Origin of the sequence: Pseudoxanthomonas spadix BD-a59 (assembly GCF_000233915.3) — a bacterium.
GTDB classification, from domain to species: Bacteria; Pseudomonadota; Gammaproteobacteria; order Xanthomonadales; family Xanthomonadaceae; genus Pseudoxanthomonas_A; species Pseudoxanthomonas_A spadix.
In genome coordinates this window covers 3080060-3098539 of sequence record NC_016147.2, presented here as the reverse complement: position 1 = coordinate 3098539, position 18480 = coordinate 3080060, and the positions used below count along the sequence as shown (strand labels likewise).

The window sequence follows — 18480 nt, the reverse complement described above, 5'->3', positions numbered from 1 at the left end:
ACGGTCTGGCGGCGGAGAAGCTGCAAGGCCCCAAGCTACAGGCGGGGGGTGCCGCTGTCCGCAAGCAGGTGGAAGTGGAAAACCGGGTCGGGCGGGTGAGCTTCGAAAGCAGGGGTGCCGGCATGAGTGAGGTCAGCACGATCGGGGCTTGGTGCAGAGGGGAATGACCGAGTCCCCGCAGCCGCGGCGCCAGTACGCATGCTGCCCTGCAGACCAGGCTGGAATGATCCGGCGACACACTCGATTCCACCGCGCAGGGATGCGAACATCGGCCGCCGCGCCGCGCCGCGCGCCGCATTCCCTTGTCCTCTCGCCTTCGCCATGCCTGCCACCCCCGATCCATCGCCTGAGCCTGCAATGCGCGCGGCCGTTGCCGAGGCGCCGGGTCCGCTGCGCGCGGCCTGCCGTCGCCTGGCCAGGATCATCGCGATCCTGCTGGCCAGCGTGGTGCTGATGCCGTTGCAATGGCTGGTGATGCGCTTCACCCGCGGCCCGAATGCGTTCGTGGTGCCGCGCTGGTGGTTTGGTTGCCTGCGCCGGGCGATGGGGATCCAAGTGGAGATGATCGGCACGCCGCGCACCGGCGGCGGCACGCTGCTGGTCGGTAACCACCTTTCGCACTACGACATCGTGGTGCTGGGCAGCCTGCTGCCGGCGCGCTTCATCGCCAAGGACCAGATGCAAGGCTGGCCGGGCATGAAGTTTGTCGGCGAGCTGGCGCAGACGCTGTACATCAGCCGGCGCCAGCGCGATGCGGCCGCGGTGGCCGCGCAGCTGGGCGCGCAGCTGCGCGGCGACCATGACCTGGTGCTGTTTCCCGAAGGCACCACCTCCTCCGGCGAGCGGGTGGCGCCGTTCAAGTCCAGCCTGTTCGCGTTGTTCCTGCAGCGGCCGGCGGGCGCGCCAGGATGGACGCTGCAGCCGTTCACCCAGCAACTGCTGTCGGTGGATGGTGTGGCGCTGGACGCAGGCGGGGATCGCGCGGCCTATGCCTTCCATGGCGCGATGCGGGCCGGCCCGCACGTGAAGCATTTCCTGGGGCTGTCGGGTGCGCGCGTGCGGGTGACCTTCCATCCGCCCGTCACCATCGGCGACGGGGTCGATCGCAAGGCCCTGGCGCTGCGGCTGCATGCCATCGTGGCAGGCGCGCTGCCCACGCATGCCGAACCGGTGGGGGCCTGATCCTCGCGCCTGATCGCAATTGGCCTGCTCGGCCTGCGCAAGGACGGCACCGGCACGCCCGGTGCTGGCCGTGGATCCGGGGATCCGTTCGCGGCATCGCCGCCGTTGCCGAGCATGCGCGGGGAGCGGTTTTTCGCACCTCGGGCCTGCTGAAGCGCGCTTCAGTGCCTGCCGATGCATTGCAGCGCGCATCAGCGGCGCGTGGCCAGCACCCCATCCAGCGCCAGCCGGGCGCTGAAGCCGGCCTTCTCCAGGCGCCGGGCGACCTCGCCTGGCACGTCGCGGCCGCTGGTGAGCCGGTTGGGACTGCCGGTGTAGTGGAACAGCCGCCCGCCGCGCTTGAGCACGCGCGCCAGCTGGTCGTAAAAGGCCTGCGAATACAGCTCGCCGGCAATGCCGAAGCGCGGCGGGTCGTGCAGGATCGCATCGACCGAGGCATCGCCAAGCCCGGCGATCGCCTGCGACACGTCGCCGTGGGTCAGCTCCAGCCGTCCGCCGCTGGCGGGCGCGTCCGCATCGGGCGACCATGGGTTGAGCGTGCGCAGCCACAGCACGTCGGCGTTCTTCTCGAAGGAGATCACGCGCGCCGCGCCCGCCTCCAGGCAGCACGCGGCGAAGTAGCCCAGCCCGCCGCAGGTATCCAGGACCACCTTGCCGCGCGGGGCGACCAGGGCAACCTTGCGCCGCGCATCGTCCAGCGGCGATTCCTTCGAGGTGGGCAGCATCTTGATGCCGTCGATCTCGAAGGTCGGCACGTCCCACTCGGTCGGCACCAGCTTGATCAACGCGCCGCCGAAGTGCGACACCGGTGCGAAGTCCTCGCCGTCCCAGGAATAGACCGTGCGGTCCTTCAGCTTGCCCGGATAGGGATAGGCCTGGCCGCGCCAGGTCCAGGTGTCGGCGTGCAGCAGCGCCGTGCCGGTCGAACGGCCCAGGTCCAGCGAGCCGGTCCACTCGGACAGGCCCGCTTCGCGCGCGGCGACGATGGCGCGGGCGGTGGACAGGAGCAGCAGCGGCGCAGTCGGGTGGGGCACGGGAGGCGCGGCCAGCAGCGCGAGGTGGTTGGAAGACGGGCTGGCATCGTAGCCGAGCCGCTCGCGGCGCGGGTCCTTCCGGATCCAGGGAGGATCGGGACATCGCATCGTGCATCGGGTGGGATCACCCGGCTGCGTGCGTGCCAGTCGCGCCCTTCGGCCGCGCAAGGGATTCATGCGGCTCCGGCGCGGTGGACCATCAATTCCCGAAGCGTTCGGCCGCAGGTGATCGGCCCGCACATGGCGGTCCTGATCAGCGCTGCTTTTGCGTGGGCGCAAGCCACTGGCGCGTCCTCGAACAATCGCGCGACCTGCCTGCGCCAGGCCGCGCGTGTATCGCGCTGCAGGCGCCGATCAGTTTGGTTTCAGGAGGCCTGGTCAGGATGGCGGGCGCGCCAGGCCGCCAGCTGCTGGCGGTAGCGCGCCGCTTCCTCGTTGTAGAGGTCATAGACGCACCGATCGCAGCCGCTGTCGCAGCAGTCGCCGGGGAGCGGGGCCTCGGGCGCAACCGGCCGGGGGTCATCATGTTCGCGCATGCGGCGATTATCCGCACACGCGGCGGTGGCGACCACACCGCCGCGGCTCTCGGCCAGGGCCGGCGCCGGCGCAGGCACATCCCTTTTCTCCACAGAAGCACAGATGGACCTCCACAGAAGCACAGATGGACCTCCACAGAAGCACAGATGGACCTCCACAGAAGCACAGATGGACTGGTTGACTCACTCCACCGTGCTGGACAACAGCCTGCAGGCCTGGCTGACCGCCATCGGCATCATCGCCCCGATCCTGGCCGTATTGGCCGAGCATCGACAATGCCAACTACGACCGCTCGCACCTCAAGGCCTTCAGCATCATTCACTGCGCTGCTGGCCCCGTTGGCCGCAGATGAACAGGCGGCCTTGACGCCACGCTAGCGGCGATTTCATCCGGCGCAAGTGCGGGTGCAGCCAGCATGGTGCGCTCTTCCACGCGCCAAGGAACTGCCATGAGTGCCGTACCCGAAAAACCATCCAGCGATCGCGTCCGCCTGCATGTGGAAGACAGTGGCGGCGCGGGTCGCCCGGTCGTGCTCATCCACGGCTGGCCGCTGTCAGGCCAATCCTGGACGGCGCAGGTGGGTCCGCTGCGCGATGCCGGCTACCGCGTGGTGGTCTATGACCGCCGCGGATTCGGCCGCTCGGACAAGCCGTCCAGCGGGTTCGACTACGACCATCTGGCCGACGACCTGGCCGGTGTGATCCAAGACCTGGACCTGCGCGATGCCACGCTGGTCGGGTTCTCGATGGGCGGCGGCGAGGTGGCGCGCTACATCAGCCGCCACGGCCAGGGTCGCCTGCACAGCGTGGTGTTCGCCGCCGCGGTGACGCCGTACATGCTCAAGACGCCGGACAATCCCGAGGGCCCGCTCACCCAGGACAAGGCGCAGGCCATGGCGTCGGACCTGAAAGCCGATCGCGAGGCCTTCTTCGAAGGCTTCACCCGGGACTTCTTCAGCGCCCAGGGCGAACTGAAGGTCAGCCAGGCGCAATGCCAGCAGGCCATCGCGCTGTGCAGGCAGTCCGACCAGGCCGCGGTCCTGGGCTGCATGCAGGCCTTTGCGACCACCGACTTCCGCGGCGACCTCAGGCAGGTCAGCGTGCCCACGCTGGTGCTGCATGGCGATGCCGATGGCGTGGTGCCGCTGGAAGGTTCGGGCCGGCGCACCCGGCAGGCCATTGCCGGCAGCGAGCTTCAGGTGCTCAAGGGTGCCCCGCATGGCTGCAACGTCAGCCATGCCGACGCGTTCAACACGGCATTGCTGACCTTCCTGGCCAGGTAGGCGCGCTCCATCGCGTTGGAAAAAGGCGACCGGCGCAAGCCGGTCTCTCCATGTGCGCGCTGCACCGGCCTGCCACATCGGGGTTCGACTCCATCGCATCGCATGCGCGTCGCGGTCGCGCCGTACCATGACTTCAGACGTTGCTGGGCAATGGCGACGACTGCCCACTGTTGGCGATTCGCGAGCCGGCGGCTGAAAGGTCGAGGGCGCGATCCGGCCGTTTGCCGGGCGCCAGTAGCAGATGTCGCTGGCCTATCGCTGGTGAGGCCAGTGTTGGGTGGTCCGGCCATCACGGGTGGGCGACGCGGGGCGTCGTACATCTTTTTCCCCCTCGCCGATCCTGTCCCGTCGCATGAAGCCGTCCAATCCTCGCGCTTGCGCCTCGCTTCTTGCGCTGGCGATGTCGGCGCTGCTGGTCTCCTGCGCCAGTACCCCACAAGTTCAAACCCCGGTGGCAGCGCCTGCCGCTGCATCGCCGATGCGCGCGGTCGCATCGCCGGCCACGCCCGACCAGCTGTTTCCGCAGCTGTTCGAGGCGGTGCAGATGCAGGAGATATTCGAAGATCAGAAGCACTTCGTGGACATGATCCCCAGGCGTGAGCCGGCCCGGATCGAAGCCGATTACCTGGTCGCACGGACCCAGTCCGGCTTCGACCTGAAGGCGTTCGTGCTGCAGGACTTCGCCGAAGACCCGCCGATCCAGGTGCCGCCGATCCGTCAGGACACCGACCTGCGCACGCACATCAAGCAACTGTGGCCGGTGCTGACGCGCAGCTTTACCGAGGTGCCGGCGTACAGCAGCGCGCTGGCGCTGCCCGAGCCGACGGTGGTGCCGGGCGGGCGCTTCCGCGAGGTGTACTACTGGGATTCGTACTTCACCATGCTGGGCCTGGCCCAGAGCGGCCGCACCGACCTGGCGCGGCAGATGCTGGACAACTTCGCCTACCAGATCGACACCTATGGCCATATCCCCAACGGCACGCGCAGCTATTACCTGAGCCGGTCGCAGCCGCCATTCTTTGCCTGGATGGTCAGCGACGAGGCCGTGCGCAGCGGCCAGGCGGTGTATCGAACGTACCTGCCACAGCTGCAGGCCGAGTACGCCTACTGGATGCGCGGCAGCCGGGTGCTCAAGCCCGGTGATGCGGCCGCGCGGGTGGTCAGGCTCGCCGACGGCAGCGTGCTCAATCGCTACTGGGACGATCGCGACATCCCGCGCCAGGAAGCCTGGGCGCACGATGTCCGGACCGCCGCGCAGGTGCGCGACGCGCGCCCCGGTGAGGTCTATCGCGACCTGCGCGCGGCCGCCGAATCGGGCTGGGATTTTTCCAGCCGCTGGCTCGATGACCCGCAAAAGCTGTCCAGCATCCACACCACCCAGATCGTGCCGGTCGATCTCAACAGCCTGATGTACCACCTGGAAGCCACGCTGGCCGATGCCTGCAAGCTGCAGCCGCAGGCGTGCACGATCGACTATGCCGCCCGCGCACAGTCGCGCAAGCACGCCATTGAACGGCATCTGTGGAATCCGAAGGGCTATTACGCCGACTACGACCTGCGCACCGGCGCGCCGCGCATGCAGGTCACGGCGGCCGCCGTCTTCCCGCTGTTCGCCGGGATCGCCACGCCCGCGCGCGCCGCGCAGACGGCCAAGATCATCGAGGCGCAGCTGCTGCGCCCCGGTGGCATCGCGACGACGGCGGTGCGCAGCGGCCAGCAATGGGACGCGCCCAATGGCTGGGCGCCGCTGCAGTGGGTCGCCGTTGCCGGCCTGCGCCGCTATCGGCACGACGCGCTGGCCGAAAGGATTGGCCGCGGCTTCCTGGGCCGGGTGCAGGCGGTGTTCGCCGCCGGACACAAGCTGACCGAGAAGTACGACGTGGAGGCCACCGGCAACGCCGGCGGTGGCGAGTATCCCAACCAGGACGGCTTCGGCTGGACCAATGGCGTCACCCTCAAGTTGCTGGACCTGTACCCGCCGCCGGCCACCGTGCACTGAGCCGTGCGGCTGCCGCCAAAGGCAGGGGCGGGGGGCTGCGGCGCCTTTGCCGTCCCTTCTGCTTCCGTGCCGTGCCCGTGGCTCGCGCGCGCTGCCGGTGCGCGAGGCCGATGCAGGCTTTTCCTACCGGCCAGTGCGGCATGTCCCGATAGGCGCAGGCCTGCCTGTGGAAGACGCTGAGGGTCCCTCGTCCACGGAGCGGGCCGATGCGCGTCATGTTGCTGTCGCTGTTGCTGTCGCTGTTGCTGAACTGTCTGCTGCTGGGCGTGCCGGCGCATGCCGAGCCGCCGCGCCTGATGCTGGCCACCGGGTACCACGGCCACTTGGCGCTCGCCGATTACCTGGTCAGCGAAAAGCTCGATGGCGTGCGCGGCCGTTGGGATGGCCAGGCGCTGTGGACGCGTGGGGGCGCACGGATCGACGCGCCGGCCTGGTTCACCCGCGGCTGGCCGACGCAGCCGCTGGATGGCGAGCTGTGGCTCGGGCGTGGCCGGTTCGATGCGGCCAGCGCGCTGGTCCGCGCAGGCAACGCGGACGATCCGGCATGGCATGACCTGCACTTCATGCTGTTCGACCTGCCGGCCGATGCCGGGCCGTTCGAAGCGCGCGTGGCGCGGATGCAGGCGCTGGTCAAGGCCAGCGGCAATGCGCAGCTGCGCTTGGTGGAGCAGCGCCGGATCGACAATGTCGCCGCACTGGATGCGCAGTTCGCCCGGGTCGTGGCCGCTGGTGGCGAAGGCCTGATGCTTCACCGGCGTGATGCGCATTACTTGGTCGGGCGCAGCGATGCGCTGCTCAAGTACAAGCCCTACGACGATGCCGAGGCGCGGGTGGTCGCCCACCTCGGCGGCAAGGGCAAGTATGCAGGCCTGCTTGGCGCGCTGCTGGTGCAGCTGCCGGATGGGCGAAGCTTCCGTATCGGCAGCGGCTTCACCGATGCCCAGCGCGCCGCGCCGCCGCCGCTGGGCGCCTGGGTGACCTATCGCTACAACGGGCTGACCAGCAAGGGCCTGCCGCGCTTTGCCCGCTTCCTGCATGTGCGCGACGAACCACCGCCACCCGATCCGCAGCGCTGAGCCAGGCGCGGGCCGGTCTTGACCGGCGCTTTGCACCGGCGCGGCCACACTGCCACTTCGATTCGGGAGGAGCGCAGCATGATGCGCATCGCAGTGATGGTTGCCGTGCTGGCCGCAGCGGTCTGTGGATGCAAGCCGGCCGAGGCGCCGCAGGCGGCGACACCGGACACCGCAGCCACGCCATCGGCAAGCAGCACACCGGTCGATACGCCGCGCGTGGGTGCCAGTGATTTCGGCACGCTGCCTGATGGCCGTACCGTGCAGAAGTACACGCTGGACAACGGCCGGGGCCTGACCGCGGTGATCCTCACCTACGGCGGCATCATCCAGTCGCTGATCGTGCCCGACCGCGACGGCAAGCGCGATGACGTGGTGCTGGGCTACGACACGCTGGAGGATTATCTGAAGGACGGCGCGAGCATCAATACCAATTTCGGGGCGCTGATCGGCCGTTATGCCAACCGCATCGCCAAGGGCACCTTCAGCCTGGACGGCAAGACCTACCGGATTCCAACCAACAACAACGGCAATGCGCTGCACGGCGGTCCGCAAGGCTTCGCGACCCGGCTGTGGGAGGCCACGCCGGCCGCCGACGGCGCCCCTTCGGTGGCCCTGCACTACCGCTCGGTCGATGGCGAGATGGGGTTCCCCGGCAACCTGGACGTGACCGTGGTGTACACCCTGGAGACCGACGGCCTGAAGCTGGACTACCGGGCCACCACCGACAAGCCGACCGTGCTCAATCTGACCAGCCACGCCTATTTCAACCTGGCTGGTGCAGGCGCCGAATCGGTGCTTGACCACACCGTGCAGATCAACGCCAGCCAGTACACGCAGGTCGATGCCGAGTTGATCCCCACCGGCGAGCTGGTCGCGGTGGAAGGCACGCCGTTGGATTTCCGCACGCCCACCACGCTTGGTGCGCGCATCCACCAGGATTATCCGGCGCTCAAGTACGCCGAGCCCAGGCAGGGTGGCTATGACTTCAACTGGGTGCTGGACAAGGCCGGCGCCGACACACCCGCGGTGGTAGTGGAAGAACCGACCTCGGGCCGGACCATGTCGGTCTACACCACCGAGCCGGGCATGCAGCTGTACACCGCCAACTCGATCGATCGCATCGAAGGCGGCAAGGGCGGCAAGACCTACCTGCACTGGGGCGCGCTGGCACTGGAAGCCCAGCACTTCCCCGACAGCCCCAACCACCCGGACTTCCCCAGCACTCGCCTGGATCCGGGCCAGACCTATACCCAGACCACGGTGTATCGGTTCGGCGTCGCCAGGTAATGGCCGACCTTTCCTGAACGCTTTGCACACGCCGGTCACCCGGCATCACGCAACCGCAGCAACTGGCCGCAGCGACTCCCGCACACTTGACCATTGGCGTGGCGGAACGGTTGCAACACTTGGCGGCAGTGGTGAGACAGGGCTGGCGGGACGAGCTGGGGCTGCAGATTCCTGCGGCGCTGCTGACGATATTGATGATGGCGCTGTTCGCCATGGTGCTGTTGAAGACGCCGGTCGCGCGGCTGGGGCCGCTGCGCACCAGCGAAACCAGCGTCATGCGCCTGGAATTCCTGCAGCGCCAGGTCAGCCGGCCCACGCCTGCGCCGCCCCCGGACACCGCCCGGCCCGAGGCGTCCCGCGCCCCGGCCAGGACTGCCGCTGCCACGCCGGCCCAGGCCGAGCCACAGCCGGCGCAGCCGGCCGCGCCCAGGGCCCTGGTGGTGACCACGCCGACCAAGCCGCCCGCCAGGCCCGAATCCATCGCCAACGCCATCTACACCCGTGACGGCCAGGTGCGCCTGCCGCCGGGCGTGGCCGAAGCGCCGCCGTCCACGCCGCCCGGCACGCCGCCGGGCATGGCCAGCGCGCGCGATGCCGCCAAGGCCCGCAACGTGCTGGAAAAGCCCAACCCCATCGATTACCAGGAAACCCGCTTCGAGAAGGACTGGGCCGCCAAGGGCACCCTGGGCGATGCGGCTGCGCAGAAGATCAACGGCGTGATCAAGGACATGTTCAAGAGCGATCGCAGCAGCGCGGTGGCCCGTCCGCCGCCGGCCACCGGCTTCAACCCGGCGCTGGCGCAGAACCAGGCCGATCTGGGCAGCGAAGCCACCGGCGATGCCTACAAGGCCGCGCCGATCGGTTTCGAAAAAGCCCCGCAGCCCCCGGGCCAGGCCAGCAAGGCCATCCACGCCCAGCTCGATGCGTTGCAGGGCCGCGCCCTGATGTGCAAGGACCGGCAGAAGGACAAGTGGCTGGCCGACGTGCGCAAGCACCTGACCGAGCTGGAGCGCAACGAAACCGCGCTGACCCACGGTGCCGACGTGCAGCGCGCCCAGTACTACCTGCCGCAGGCCATCGACGCGGCCTACGACCTGTCGCGGCGCGCGCTGTGGTATGCCGACAGGCGGCTGTCGGCCTGCGGCGGGTAGGGGCGCCTGGACCCCGATGCCGTAGGGCGGGTCTCGACCCGCCACCGCGATGTCCGTAGGGCGGGTCTCGACCCGCCACTGCAATCCCGGTGGACCGCGCATGGCGGGTCAAGACCCGCCCTACGGCAGGCTTCAGGCAGCCGGAAACAGCCTGGCCAGCTGCGCCACGGCCGCATCGGTGCTGGCACGGTCGATGGTGGTGTCGGCGTTGTTGAAGTCGCCCGGCATCTGCGCCTGGACCAGGATGCCGTCGCGGCGCGGCACCACGTTGAGGTTGTGGCCGCGCCAGTACAGGCCGTAATCCACTTCCGGCTGCGGGATCAGGCGTGCGGTCTGGCCGCGCACCGGGATCACGCTCTCATCGCCCAGCAAGGCGCGCGCGCCGTAGCCGGTGCAGTTGATCAGGGTCTTCTCGCGCAGGTCGGCGAACTGGCGCGGGCTCTCGAACTCGCGCGCCTGGAAGCTGCCGCCGGCGTGCAGGAAGTCCTCCATCAGCATCCGGGCGTAGGCGCTGATGTTGAAGATCAGGCCCGGATAGCGCGCCGCGTACGGCACCGGGAATGGATGTTCGCCCGGATCGAGCTTCAGCCCATGCGGGCGCAGGCCGTGGAGCAGCTCCGATTCCAGCGACGGGTAGTCCGGCTCGTCGTCCTCGCCGCCGCCGCCGGCCGGCTGGTCCAGCGGCACCTCGGACAGCACGTAGCTGTCGCGCCATTCCACCGGCGCCCCGGCAAGCCCGAGCATGCGCTGGTATTGCTGGAATGAGGCGGTGGCCATCTGCGCCCACAACGCCTTGAAGGCCGGGCTGGCGTGTTCGGTGGTGCAGATGCGCGAGTCGGGTGACCACACGCCGGTGGCCAGGAACGAGCGGCTCGCCGGCAGGGTCTCCTTGGCATAGATGCGCACCTTGAGCCCGGCCTCCTGCGCCACCCGCGCGGTGGTGATGCCGATCGCGCCGCAGCCGATCACCGCGATCTCGCTGTCGCCGCCGGCCAGGGCCAGGCGCACGGCCTGCTGCGCCGAGCCCCAGGACAGCGACCAGCCACTGCCGCCGTGCCCGTACTGGTGCACCACCGTGCGCCGGCCGATGCGTTCGGCCTCGATCCGTGGCCCCTGCGCGCGGAACGGCCGCGTGCACACGGTCACGGCCACCACCCGGTCGGCGCGTGCCTTGATCGGCGCCAGCGGCTTTGCTGCCGCAAACGGCAACTGGCCCAGCGGCGCGGCTGCGGCATGCGGGGAAGGCGGCGGGGTCTGCGCCAGCAGCCGGCCGGAACCGGCGAGCGCGGCCAGCGCGCCGGCTTGGCGCAGGAAATGGCGACGTTGCATGCGCAGTCCTTGGTAAGGAGGGGAGGCATATCCTGGCCCAGGTCGGGCATCTGGGCGTGCTGGTGTCGGTGGCGGCGAGCAGGCCGAGCTCGGGCCGCCGGTAACGGTCCCGGCCAGCGCGCAGGCGCGGAAGGCGATGGGCCTGGCCCAGCTTCAACCCGGCGGCCGTTTTCCCGCCTCATGTCCGCGCCGGGCGCCATACCAGAAGTCCAGCCGCTCGCGCGAATGCAGCAGGCCGCGCCCATGTCGGGCCAGGGCGAGCAACAGCTTCACGTGCTCCCAAACGCTGAAGGTCTGCAGCTTGCGCGGTGAGGTCCACACCACGCCGCGCAGCAGCACGAACCGCCCCTGCCGGGCCAGCGCCCGGCTGATGACCACGTCTTCACCGGCATACAGGCGCGCGTCGAACCCGCCGACCTGCTCGAAGGCCTGGCGCGTGCAGAACAGAAAGCAGCCGGGCGCGATCCGCGCCAGCCGCAGCAGGCCGCCCAGCAGCGGCTCGCCCAGCCGCGCATGCCATGCGACCGGGCCCTGCAGCCGCACCCGTGCGCCGCCACCGGCCGCGCCGTCCTCCATCGCCTGCAGCGCCGCACGCAGGATCGCTGCATCCACATGCGTATCGGCATCGATGAAACACAGGTGGGTGCCGCGCGCATGGGCCGCGCCGGCATTGCGGGCGGCGGCGATGTGGCGTGCCTGGATCGGCAGCACCTGGACGCCGGCTGCGTGGGCCAGCGCGGCCGTGGCGTCGGTAGAGGCGTCATCGACCACGATGATCTCGTGGGCGATGGCCAGTTCACTTGCCGCGGTCTTGAGCACGGCCAGGGTCTGCGGCAGCAGCCGGGCCTCGTCGTGCGCGGGCAGGATGAAGGAGAGCATCGCGCGCATCGTGGCATGCGCCAGGTTGCAGGCGCGTGCGCCACCGCCCCAGTGTGCCGTCACCTCATTGACTGGACCGGCTCAATGCACCGTGCCAGGCTGGCCCGGGGTGGTTGCCAAGCCGGCGGCGCAGCCCGGCGTCAGCCGGCGTTGCCCAGCATGGTCAGCTCGCGTGCCAGTTCGGCATGGCGTCGCTGGCGTCCCATCTGGCGCATGATGCGGATGTCCTCGTGGCGCAACGGACGGCGGGCGACCACGCGCTGCTTGTACTCCAGCACTTCCGGATAGGCGCGGGCCAGTTCCAGCGCTTCTTGCAGCTGTTCGAGCGAATCGTGCTCGCCGCCGATCGGTTCGCGGCTGGCAAAGGCGGTGACCCAGCGCGACAGGCCGGCCTTCTGGTCGAACACCTGCGCGATCAGCCACAGCACGAACAACATGCCCACCCAGATCAGCAGCACCAAGATGATCTTGGGGAAGCTGGGGTTGTAACTGTGTTCCCACAGGTTGTCGGCAATGATCGCCAGCGCCGTGAGCGAAGCCAGCAGCCAGACCATCACCGAGCCGGCCAGCCACTGGCCCTTGGCGATGTCCAGCAGGTGGATCTCGTGCTCGATGCCGCGGTCGCTCTTGCTCAGCCAATAGGCAGCCTGCTGTTCCAGCGGCTTGCGGTGTAGCTCGTTGTCCGCAATCAGCAGGTTCAGGCCCTTGAAGAGTTGGCTCATGTGCATGTCCTCGGGTTGACAGTATTCGCGTTGCCGATCAGTGGGCGACTGCCTGAAGGCCAGCATAAGCCTGACGCGCGCGAAGTTGCCGTGAGACGAAAGTCGAAAATCGGCTAGCAGCCTGTCGGGCTTTGGTGGTCGAGGCGAGAATTCGGCTGTGCGAGGTCAGATTTTCGACGGTTCGCCGGCCCATAGTGGTGCTATGGGCCAAGAAGCGACGGAAAGATGGACCGCACAGGCGGATTCGCAGCCCGGCCGACCAAAGTCCGACAGACTGCTAGGGGAGGGAATGCTGCGGTGCAGCGTCCTTCACGCCGTTCTAAGCCGCCTGCCACGAAAGTCGAAGCTGTTTCCATCCCCCCACGGAAGCTCCCTCATGAATGCTCACTCCGAACGGCGTCAGGACACTGCCTGCATCATCGTCAGCATCGATCGCGAACGCAGTTTCTGGAAGAACCATTACACCGAGTTGCCCTGCCGCCAGGCGGGCCTTGGATTCGACGCGTGCTGGCCGCTGCTGGCGTGTGCCTACGACATCTACTTGCGTCATCCCAACGTGGGGCGCGATGTGGGTGCGGTGATGTATGCCAACGCGCCGGAAGTCGTTGCCCAGGCCGTGGAGTCCACTCTGGCCGGGCGCATCTTCAGCCGGGTGATGGATCGTATCCACCGCGCCACCACCCGCCTGGAATATCCGCACATCGTCCAAGCCTGAAGCCCGTGCGGACGGCGCCCGGACCGAGGTGAAGCCAGGCGTCGTGTGCCACGAGTCGCGCAGGTTATCGGAGAAAACGTGACGCCCGTCGCGGGCGCGGGCTGCTTTAACCGAAAATCCACGGGCTGATTGACCTTTTTGGAACAAGCGCGCTGCAAGCCTATGCGGGTGGGGCAAGACCCCCACTCCCCGAAACTTGGAGACGCGAATGACGTATCAGACCGAAGAGAACGCCCGCGCCACCCTCATCGACATCGAACGCGAGCGCGAATACTGGCGACAGCACTACGCGCGCATGCCGCGTGCCTCGCAGCATCGTTCCTTCGAGTTGTACTGGCCGGCGCTGTCCAGCGCCTACGATGTGTATCTCAACCATCCCCACACCGACGAAGACACCGGTTCGGCGCTGTATGCCAATTCCCAGGCGGTTCGCTCACGCGGGCTGAGCCTGGAAGAGGCCCGCGCGGTCTATGCCGAGGTCTGGCAGCGCATCAAGGGCTGACGCCCGCGCTGGGTCGGCTGGACCGCCAAGGGCGCCTGGACGCCTCTGGTCGTCGTGCGGCGGCCAGGCGCTCCCCCGGCGCGCAGAGGCGACAGGGGCTGCACGAGGCGTGTCCTGTCCCGTTACGATGCGCCATGCCCCTGAGCCGCATGCTTGCCCGCTGCGCCACATCGCCGATCCGCCGCTGGGTTCTGGACGCCTTTCCGCGCGGCCAGTCCGGGGTCGACTACGACCAGCCGGCCGGCGATGCCGGCCTGTTTGGTCCGGACAGCGTCACCTGGCGCATCCATGCCGATTTCCCGGGAATGCTGGCCGGCGGGCTGTCCTCGCTGATGCTGCAGGCGCTGCACCCGCGGGTGCTGGCGGGGGTCTATGACCATTCCAACTTCCGCCACGACCTGGTCGGCCGTCTGCGCCGGACCACGGCCTTCGTCGCCGGCACCACGTATGCAGCAACCGACCAGGCCCGGCACCTGATCGAACGGGTGCGTCGCATCCATCACCAGGTGCGCGGCACCACCGCCGACGGACTGGCCTACGCGGCCGATGATCCGGACCTGCTGACCTGGGTCCACGTGACCGAGGCGCACGGCTTCCTTCAGGGTTACCGGCACTACTGCCAGGCCGTGCCCGAAGCGCTGGCAGACCGCTACTACGATGAAGGACGACGGGTGGCCCAGGCACTGGGTGCGCGCCAGGTGCCCGCTTCGCAGGCCCAGGTGCAGGCTTATTTCGAGGCGATGCAGCCACAGCTGCGCTTCGACGCGCGCTCGCGCGAGGTGATGGCGGTGCTGGCCCGGATCCGGCTGCCGGTGCCGCTGGCCGGGCTTTCGCGCGACCTGTTCCTGGGCGCGGCGGCCGCGTTGCTGCCGGACTGGGCGCCGCCGCTGCTGGCCCTGGGCCGTGCCGATCGCGCCCGGGCGGCGGTGTCATCGGCCGCGCTGCGCACGATGGCGCCGCTGTTCCGCATGGCGTTGACCGATGGCGTCTGCGCCCGGGCGTGTGCGCGGATCCCGGTTCCGCTGGAGCAGCTGCATCGATGGCCAACGCAGGCGGAAGTGCCCTCGGCGTTCACCGCACCGGGTTGACCGGCAGCGCAGGTAATCCAGTCACGCCGCCGCTGCGCCCGGTCTGCCGGAGGTGGCCAGCACCGGCCTGCATCGGCGTATGCTCCCCCGCAGGCCGAGGTGTCTCGCAGGGCAGCGGGGACACCACGGCTTCTGGGCTTCCTTGCAAAGGGGGGGAAGCAGGAAACCCGACCAAGCGCACGCCTGCATGGAACGACCCGATTCACGCCATCACCCCCTCCAGCCGGTCGTGCAGGCCCGCACGGTGCTGGGCTTTGGCCTGTTGCTGGCCCTGGCCCTGGCCATCGGCCTGGGCTACTGGGTGGTCAGCGACCGTCGCCACCGCCTGGACGCTGCCGAGCGCCAGAGCCAGGCGCTGGCGGCCGGCGTGGGGCGGGTGATCAACCTCGAACTGCGCAACATCGAACGCGCCATGCACGGCATTGCCGGCGATGCGCAGCAGCTGCTGGAGACCGTGCCTGAGCAGGCATCGGCGCTGATTTCCGAATCCATCGCCGGGGTCGTCTCGCGCCATCGTGAAATCCACAGCATCGTGCTGGTCGCCGCCAACGGCGTGGCACTGACCGATGGGCCGGGCGAGCCGGGCTTCGGCGACTGGATCGGGCGGGCCCCGCACGGACCGGACACGCGCCTGCAGTTCGGGCCCGCGTACGCCCTGGCCGACGGCCGCTGGGTGCTGCCGCTGGCCCTGGCCATGCCCGCCGGCCGTGGCGCCGGGCAGCGCTGGATCCTGGCCCGTCTCCTTACCGATGAGCTGCAGTCCATGACCGCTGGCCTGGACAGCGGGCGCGATGGGGTGGTTAGCGTCATTGGCCCCGGCAACATCCTGCTGGCGCGCAGCCTGGACGGGACTGCCAGGCCCGAACTGGTCGGCCGCCAGGTGGCCGTGCCTTCGCCGCAGGAACTGCGCCAGCGGCCGGAAGTTGCCCAGCACGCCAGCCAGGTCGATGGCCTGCGCCGAGTGGTGGCCGGCCATGCGCTGGTCCACTATCCGCTCCAGGCCTGGGCGGGCCTGTCGACCCGCCAGGTCCTGCTGCCGTGGTACCGGTTCGTGGCCATCGCAGTGATGCTCTACCTGCTCTACTGGGCGCTGCTGCTGGTGATGCTGCGTGCCGTCGGCCGTGTCGACCGTGCTCAGCGCGACATCCTGGAACAGCTGCAGCGCAATACCGAACACCTGCGCCTGGCCCAGTACACCGGCAAGGTCGGTGCCTGGGCAATGGAGCAGCACACCCGCGAACTGGTCTGGGGTGGGGACATCAGCGCCATGTTCGGCCTGGGCCAGGCGCACAGTTCCTCGCTGCGGCTGTTCGGCCGCCACGTGCACCCCCACGACCGCAGGATGCTGGCGCGCCGTTTTGCCAGTGCCTGGCGAAGTCACAGCGCGTTCTCCAGCGAGTTCCGCCTGGTGGCCGACGATGGCACCGAGCGCTGGGTGGTCGGACGCGGCGGCGTGGTCCAGGACCAGGCCGGACGCCAGCGCATGACCGGCACCCTGGTGGACATCAGCGAGCGCATGGAAGCCATGTCGCGGGTGAGCGATGCCGAACGCCAGTTTCGCCTGATCTTCGACCGCAACCCGTTGCCGTTCTGGGTGCATGACGCGCACAGCCTGCGCTTCCTTGAGGTCAACCGTGCCGCCACCGTGCAGTACGGCTTCAGCCGCGAGGAATTGCTGACCATGGAGCTGGGTGACCTCTGCCCGGGCGGCTTGCCCGACGCCAGTGGCCTGGTGGAAGACCCGGCAGCCGGTTTCGACGCCGCGCACGTGTCCCAGCACCGGCGCAAGGATGGCTCGACCCTGCAGGTGCGCGTGTATGGCAGCGAGATTCGTTTCGGCGGCCGCGACGCCAGGCTGGTGCTGGCCGAGGACGTCTCCGAGCGCCTGGAGTACGAGAAGGAACTGGCCTATCGCGCGCGCCACGACCAGACCACCGGCCTGATCAACGTGCAGACCCTGAGCGATCGCCTGGACCAGGGCCAGCATCCGGGCTACCAGGTCGTGTACCTGCAGCTGCGCGGGCTGCAGCCGATCCGCGATTCGCTGGGACGGGAGACCGCCGACGACGTGCTGCGCACGCTGGCCGCGCGCCTGCAGCAGTGGGCCGACGACTTCGGCCTGGCCGCGCACCAGCCCGACGAGGACTTCGTCCTGGCCATCCTGCATCCGCAGCGCTCCAGCGCCGCGCTGGAGGCAGCGATCGAAGCGGTGCGCGAGCCGATCGGCCAGGGCGATGGCGCGATGCAGCGCCTGGACGCGCGCTTCGGCCTGGCCCAGGACGATGGCAGTGGCCAGCGCGCCGAGCGCATCATCGACAACGCCGCCCTGGCCGCCCACGCGCTGGAAACGGCGGCTTTCGAGATCTCGCGCTACGACGGCGCCCTGGCGCGCCGCTACAGTGAGCGCCTGCGCATGGCCGCGCGCCTGCGTGCGGCGATCGAGCAAGACGAATTCGAGCTGCACTTCCAGCCCATCCTGCGCCTGGCCGACGGCAGCGTGGCCGCATTGGAGGCGTTGGTGCGCTGGCCGCAGCGAGACGGCACCTACATCCCGCCCGGCGACTTCATCCCGCTGTGCGAGGACACCGGCCTGATCGTGCCGCTGGGCAACTGGATCCTGCGCCGCGCTGCGCAGGCGCAGGCGTGGCTGCAGCGCCAGGGCTGCCAGGACCTGCCGGTGGCGGTGAACGTTTCGGCGATCCAGATGCTGCAGGGCGACCTGCCAGGCGAACTGGAAGCGGCCTGTCTGCAGGCCGGCATCGCCCCACATGCGCTGCACATGGAGTTGACCGAAAGCGTGGTGATGAACCGCCCCGAGCAGGGCATGGCCGCGATGCAGCGCCTGCGCGAAGCAGGCGTGTGCATCTCGCTGGACGATTTCGGCACCGGCTTTTCGTCGATGTCCTACCTGCGCCACCTGCCGCTGAGTTCGATCAAGCTCGATCGTGCCTTCATATGCGACGTCGACCGCGACGAGCGCAACGCCAGCATCTGCAGCGCGCTGCTGATGCTGGGCCACAGCCTGGGACTGGTGATGATCGCCGAGGGCGTGGAGCGGCCGGAGGAGCTGGAATGGCTGCGCCGCCATGGTTGCGATCAGGTGCAGGGCTTCCTGCTGGGCCGCCCGCAGCCGCTGGAATCGGCCTTGCTGCGCGTGCGAGGCGTGGCCTCGCACTGACACCGCGCATGCACCTTTGCAACGGCGTTGCCGATCCGGTTGCGCGGCGTCCTGGGCCCGGGTTTGCGCGGGCGGATCGATGCGGCCATCTGATGTCCTGCTGCAGCTTCCGGGTCCTGGCGACCGACGGCTGCAGGCCGGCGCGCATCGATCCGCGGTGGAGCGTGTCGCCCCGGGGGCGCCCTCAGCCGGTGAGGATGCGGCGCCACACCTCACCGATGACCTGTCCGGCGCGGGCCCAGTCCAGTTGTTGGTGCAGGGGCAGCTGCGCGTAGCGGCGGCGGATGTCCGGCCACAGCGCATCCAGGTGCGCGTGCGGGTGCAGCAGGTAGGTGTCGTAGGCGAACTTCAACGTGGGTTCGGCCTGGCCATAGCTCGGCCGGCCGACCGGGTACTGGGCGTAGTGCTCGCGCCACCAGCGCAGCTCGTGGTTGATGTCCACCACGATGGCACGCGCCTGGGCGGTCTGCGACGTCGGCGTGATGGCATTCATGCGTGATTCCCTGCATCTTCGTCCCT

At 69.1% G+C, this 18480-nt stretch carries 17 protein-coding genes; 11 read left to right on the top strand and 6 right to left on the bottom strand.

Annotated elements, in window-relative coordinates:
• The first annotated feature begins 357 nt into the window (after positions 1-357).
• Positions 358-1182 carry a lysophospholipid acyltransferase family protein gene (locus DSC_RS13985; protein WP_014161849.1) on the top strand — a complete coding sequence of 275 codons (825 nt, stop codon included), beginning with the start codon at positions 358-360 and terminating at the stop codon, positions 1180-1182.
• A 191-nt stretch (positions 1183-1373) separates the two neighbouring features.
• Here DSC_RS13985 and DSC_RS13980 read toward each other — a convergent pair whose 3' ends face one another.
• Both DSC_RS13980 and DSC_RS13975 read right to left on the bottom strand, forming a co-directional pair.
• Entirely contained in the window at positions 1374-2216 is an 843-nt protein-coding gene (locus DSC_RS13980; RefSeq protein WP_043291437.1) for a class I SAM-dependent methyltransferase, read from the bottom strand.
• A gap of 365 nt (positions 2217-2581) precedes the next feature.
• Positions 2582-2752: an oxidoreductase-like domain-containing protein gene (locus DSC_RS13975; RefSeq protein ID WP_083833615.1), complete on the bottom strand. Its 171-nt coding sequence runs from the start codon at positions 2750-2752 to the stop codon at positions 2582-2584.
• A gap of 169 nt (positions 2753-2921) precedes the next feature.
• Here DSC_RS13975 and DSC_RS16780 point away from each other — a divergent pair, with 169 nt between their 5' ends.
• From DSC_RS16780 to DSC_RS13950, 6 genes are all read left to right on the top strand, one after another.
• Positions 2922-3119 carry a hypothetical protein gene (locus DSC_RS16780; RefSeq protein ID WP_148268147.1) on the top strand — a complete coding sequence of 66 codons (198 nt, stop codon included), beginning with the start codon at positions 2922-2924 and terminating at the stop codon, positions 3117-3119.
• A gap of 82 nt (positions 3120-3201) precedes the next feature.
• Positions 3202-4035, top strand: coding sequence for an alpha/beta fold hydrolase (locus DSC_RS13970; RefSeq protein WP_014161846.1), 834 nt, complete (start codon positions 3202-3204; stop codon positions 4033-4035).
• Between the two features lie 352 nt (positions 4036-4387).
• Positions 4388-6034, top strand: a complete 1647-nt coding sequence (treA, locus tag DSC_RS13965; RefSeq protein WP_043290733.1) for an alpha,alpha-trehalase TreA — start codon at positions 4388-4390, stop codon at positions 6032-6034.
• A 206-nt stretch (positions 6035-6240) separates the two neighbouring features.
• Entirely contained in the window at positions 6241-7110 is an 870-nt protein-coding gene (locus tag DSC_RS13960; protein ID WP_014161844.1) for a DNA ligase, read from the top strand.
• Between the two features lie 78 nt (positions 7111-7188).
• Entirely contained in the window at positions 7189-8397 is a 1209-nt protein-coding gene (locus DSC_RS13955) for an aldose epimerase family protein (RefSeq protein ID WP_014161843.1), read from the top strand.
• Positions 8398-8528: 131 nt separating this feature from the next.
• A complete protein-coding gene (locus tag DSC_RS13950) occupies positions 8529-9548 on the top strand; it encodes a hypothetical protein (RefSeq protein WP_238527651.1) in 1020 nt (339 codons plus the stop codon).
• Positions 9549-9680: 132 nt separating this feature from the next.
• Here the strand turns inward: DSC_RS13950 and DSC_RS13945 are convergent, their stop codons facing one another.
• The 3 genes from DSC_RS13945 to DSC_RS13935 form a co-directional block, all read right to left on the bottom strand.
• A complete protein-coding gene (locus tag DSC_RS13945; protein ID WP_014161841.1) occupies positions 9681-10877 on the bottom strand; it encodes an FAD-dependent oxidoreductase in 1197 nt (398 codons plus the stop codon).
• A gap of 153 nt (positions 10878-11030) precedes the next feature.
• On the bottom strand, positions 11031-11756 hold the full coding sequence (locus tag DSC_RS13940) for a glycosyltransferase (RefSeq protein WP_043291432.1): 726 nt from the start codon (positions 11754-11756) through the stop codon (positions 11031-11033).
• A gap of 140 nt (positions 11757-11896) precedes the next feature.
• On the bottom strand, positions 11897-12478 hold the full coding sequence (locus tag DSC_RS13935; protein ID WP_014161839.1) for a hypothetical protein: 582 nt from the start codon (positions 12476-12478) through the stop codon (positions 11897-11899).
• A 376-nt stretch (positions 12479-12854) separates the two neighbouring features.
• Between DSC_RS13935 and DSC_RS13930 the strand changes: the two genes are divergently transcribed.
• The 4 genes from DSC_RS13930 to DSC_RS13915 all read left to right on the top strand — a co-directional run bounded on the left by DSC_RS13930 (position 12855) and on the right by DSC_RS13915 (position 17961).
• The gene (locus tag DSC_RS13930) at positions 12855-13193 is read left to right on the top strand and encodes a hypothetical protein (protein ID WP_014161838.1); all 339 of its coding nucleotides are present in this window, start codon (positions 12855-12857) and stop codon (positions 13191-13193) included.
• Positions 13194-13401: 208 nt separating this feature from the next.
• On the top strand, positions 13402-13695 hold the full coding sequence (locus DSC_RS13925) for a hypothetical protein (RefSeq protein WP_014161837.1): 294 nt from the start codon (positions 13402-13404) through the stop codon (positions 13693-13695).
• Between the two features lie 149 nt (positions 13696-13844).
• Complete coding sequence (locus tag DSC_RS13920) at positions 13845-14783, top strand: oxygenase MpaB family protein (protein ID WP_014161836.1); 939 nt, start codon at positions 13845-13847, stop codon at positions 14781-14783.
• A gap of 187 nt (positions 14784-14970) precedes the next feature.
• The gene (locus tag DSC_RS13915; protein ID WP_014161835.1) at positions 14971-17961 is read left to right on the top strand and encodes a bifunctional diguanylate cyclase/phosphodiesterase; all 2991 of its coding nucleotides are present in this window, start codon (positions 14971-14973) and stop codon (positions 17959-17961) included.
• Between the two features lie 184 nt (positions 17962-18145).
• Here DSC_RS13915 and DSC_RS13910 read toward each other — a convergent pair whose 3' ends face one another.
• On the bottom strand, positions 18146-18454 hold the full coding sequence (locus DSC_RS13910) for a hypothetical protein (protein WP_014161834.1): 309 nt from the start codon (positions 18452-18454) through the stop codon (positions 18146-18148).
• Positions 18455-18480: the final 26 nt, after the last annotated feature.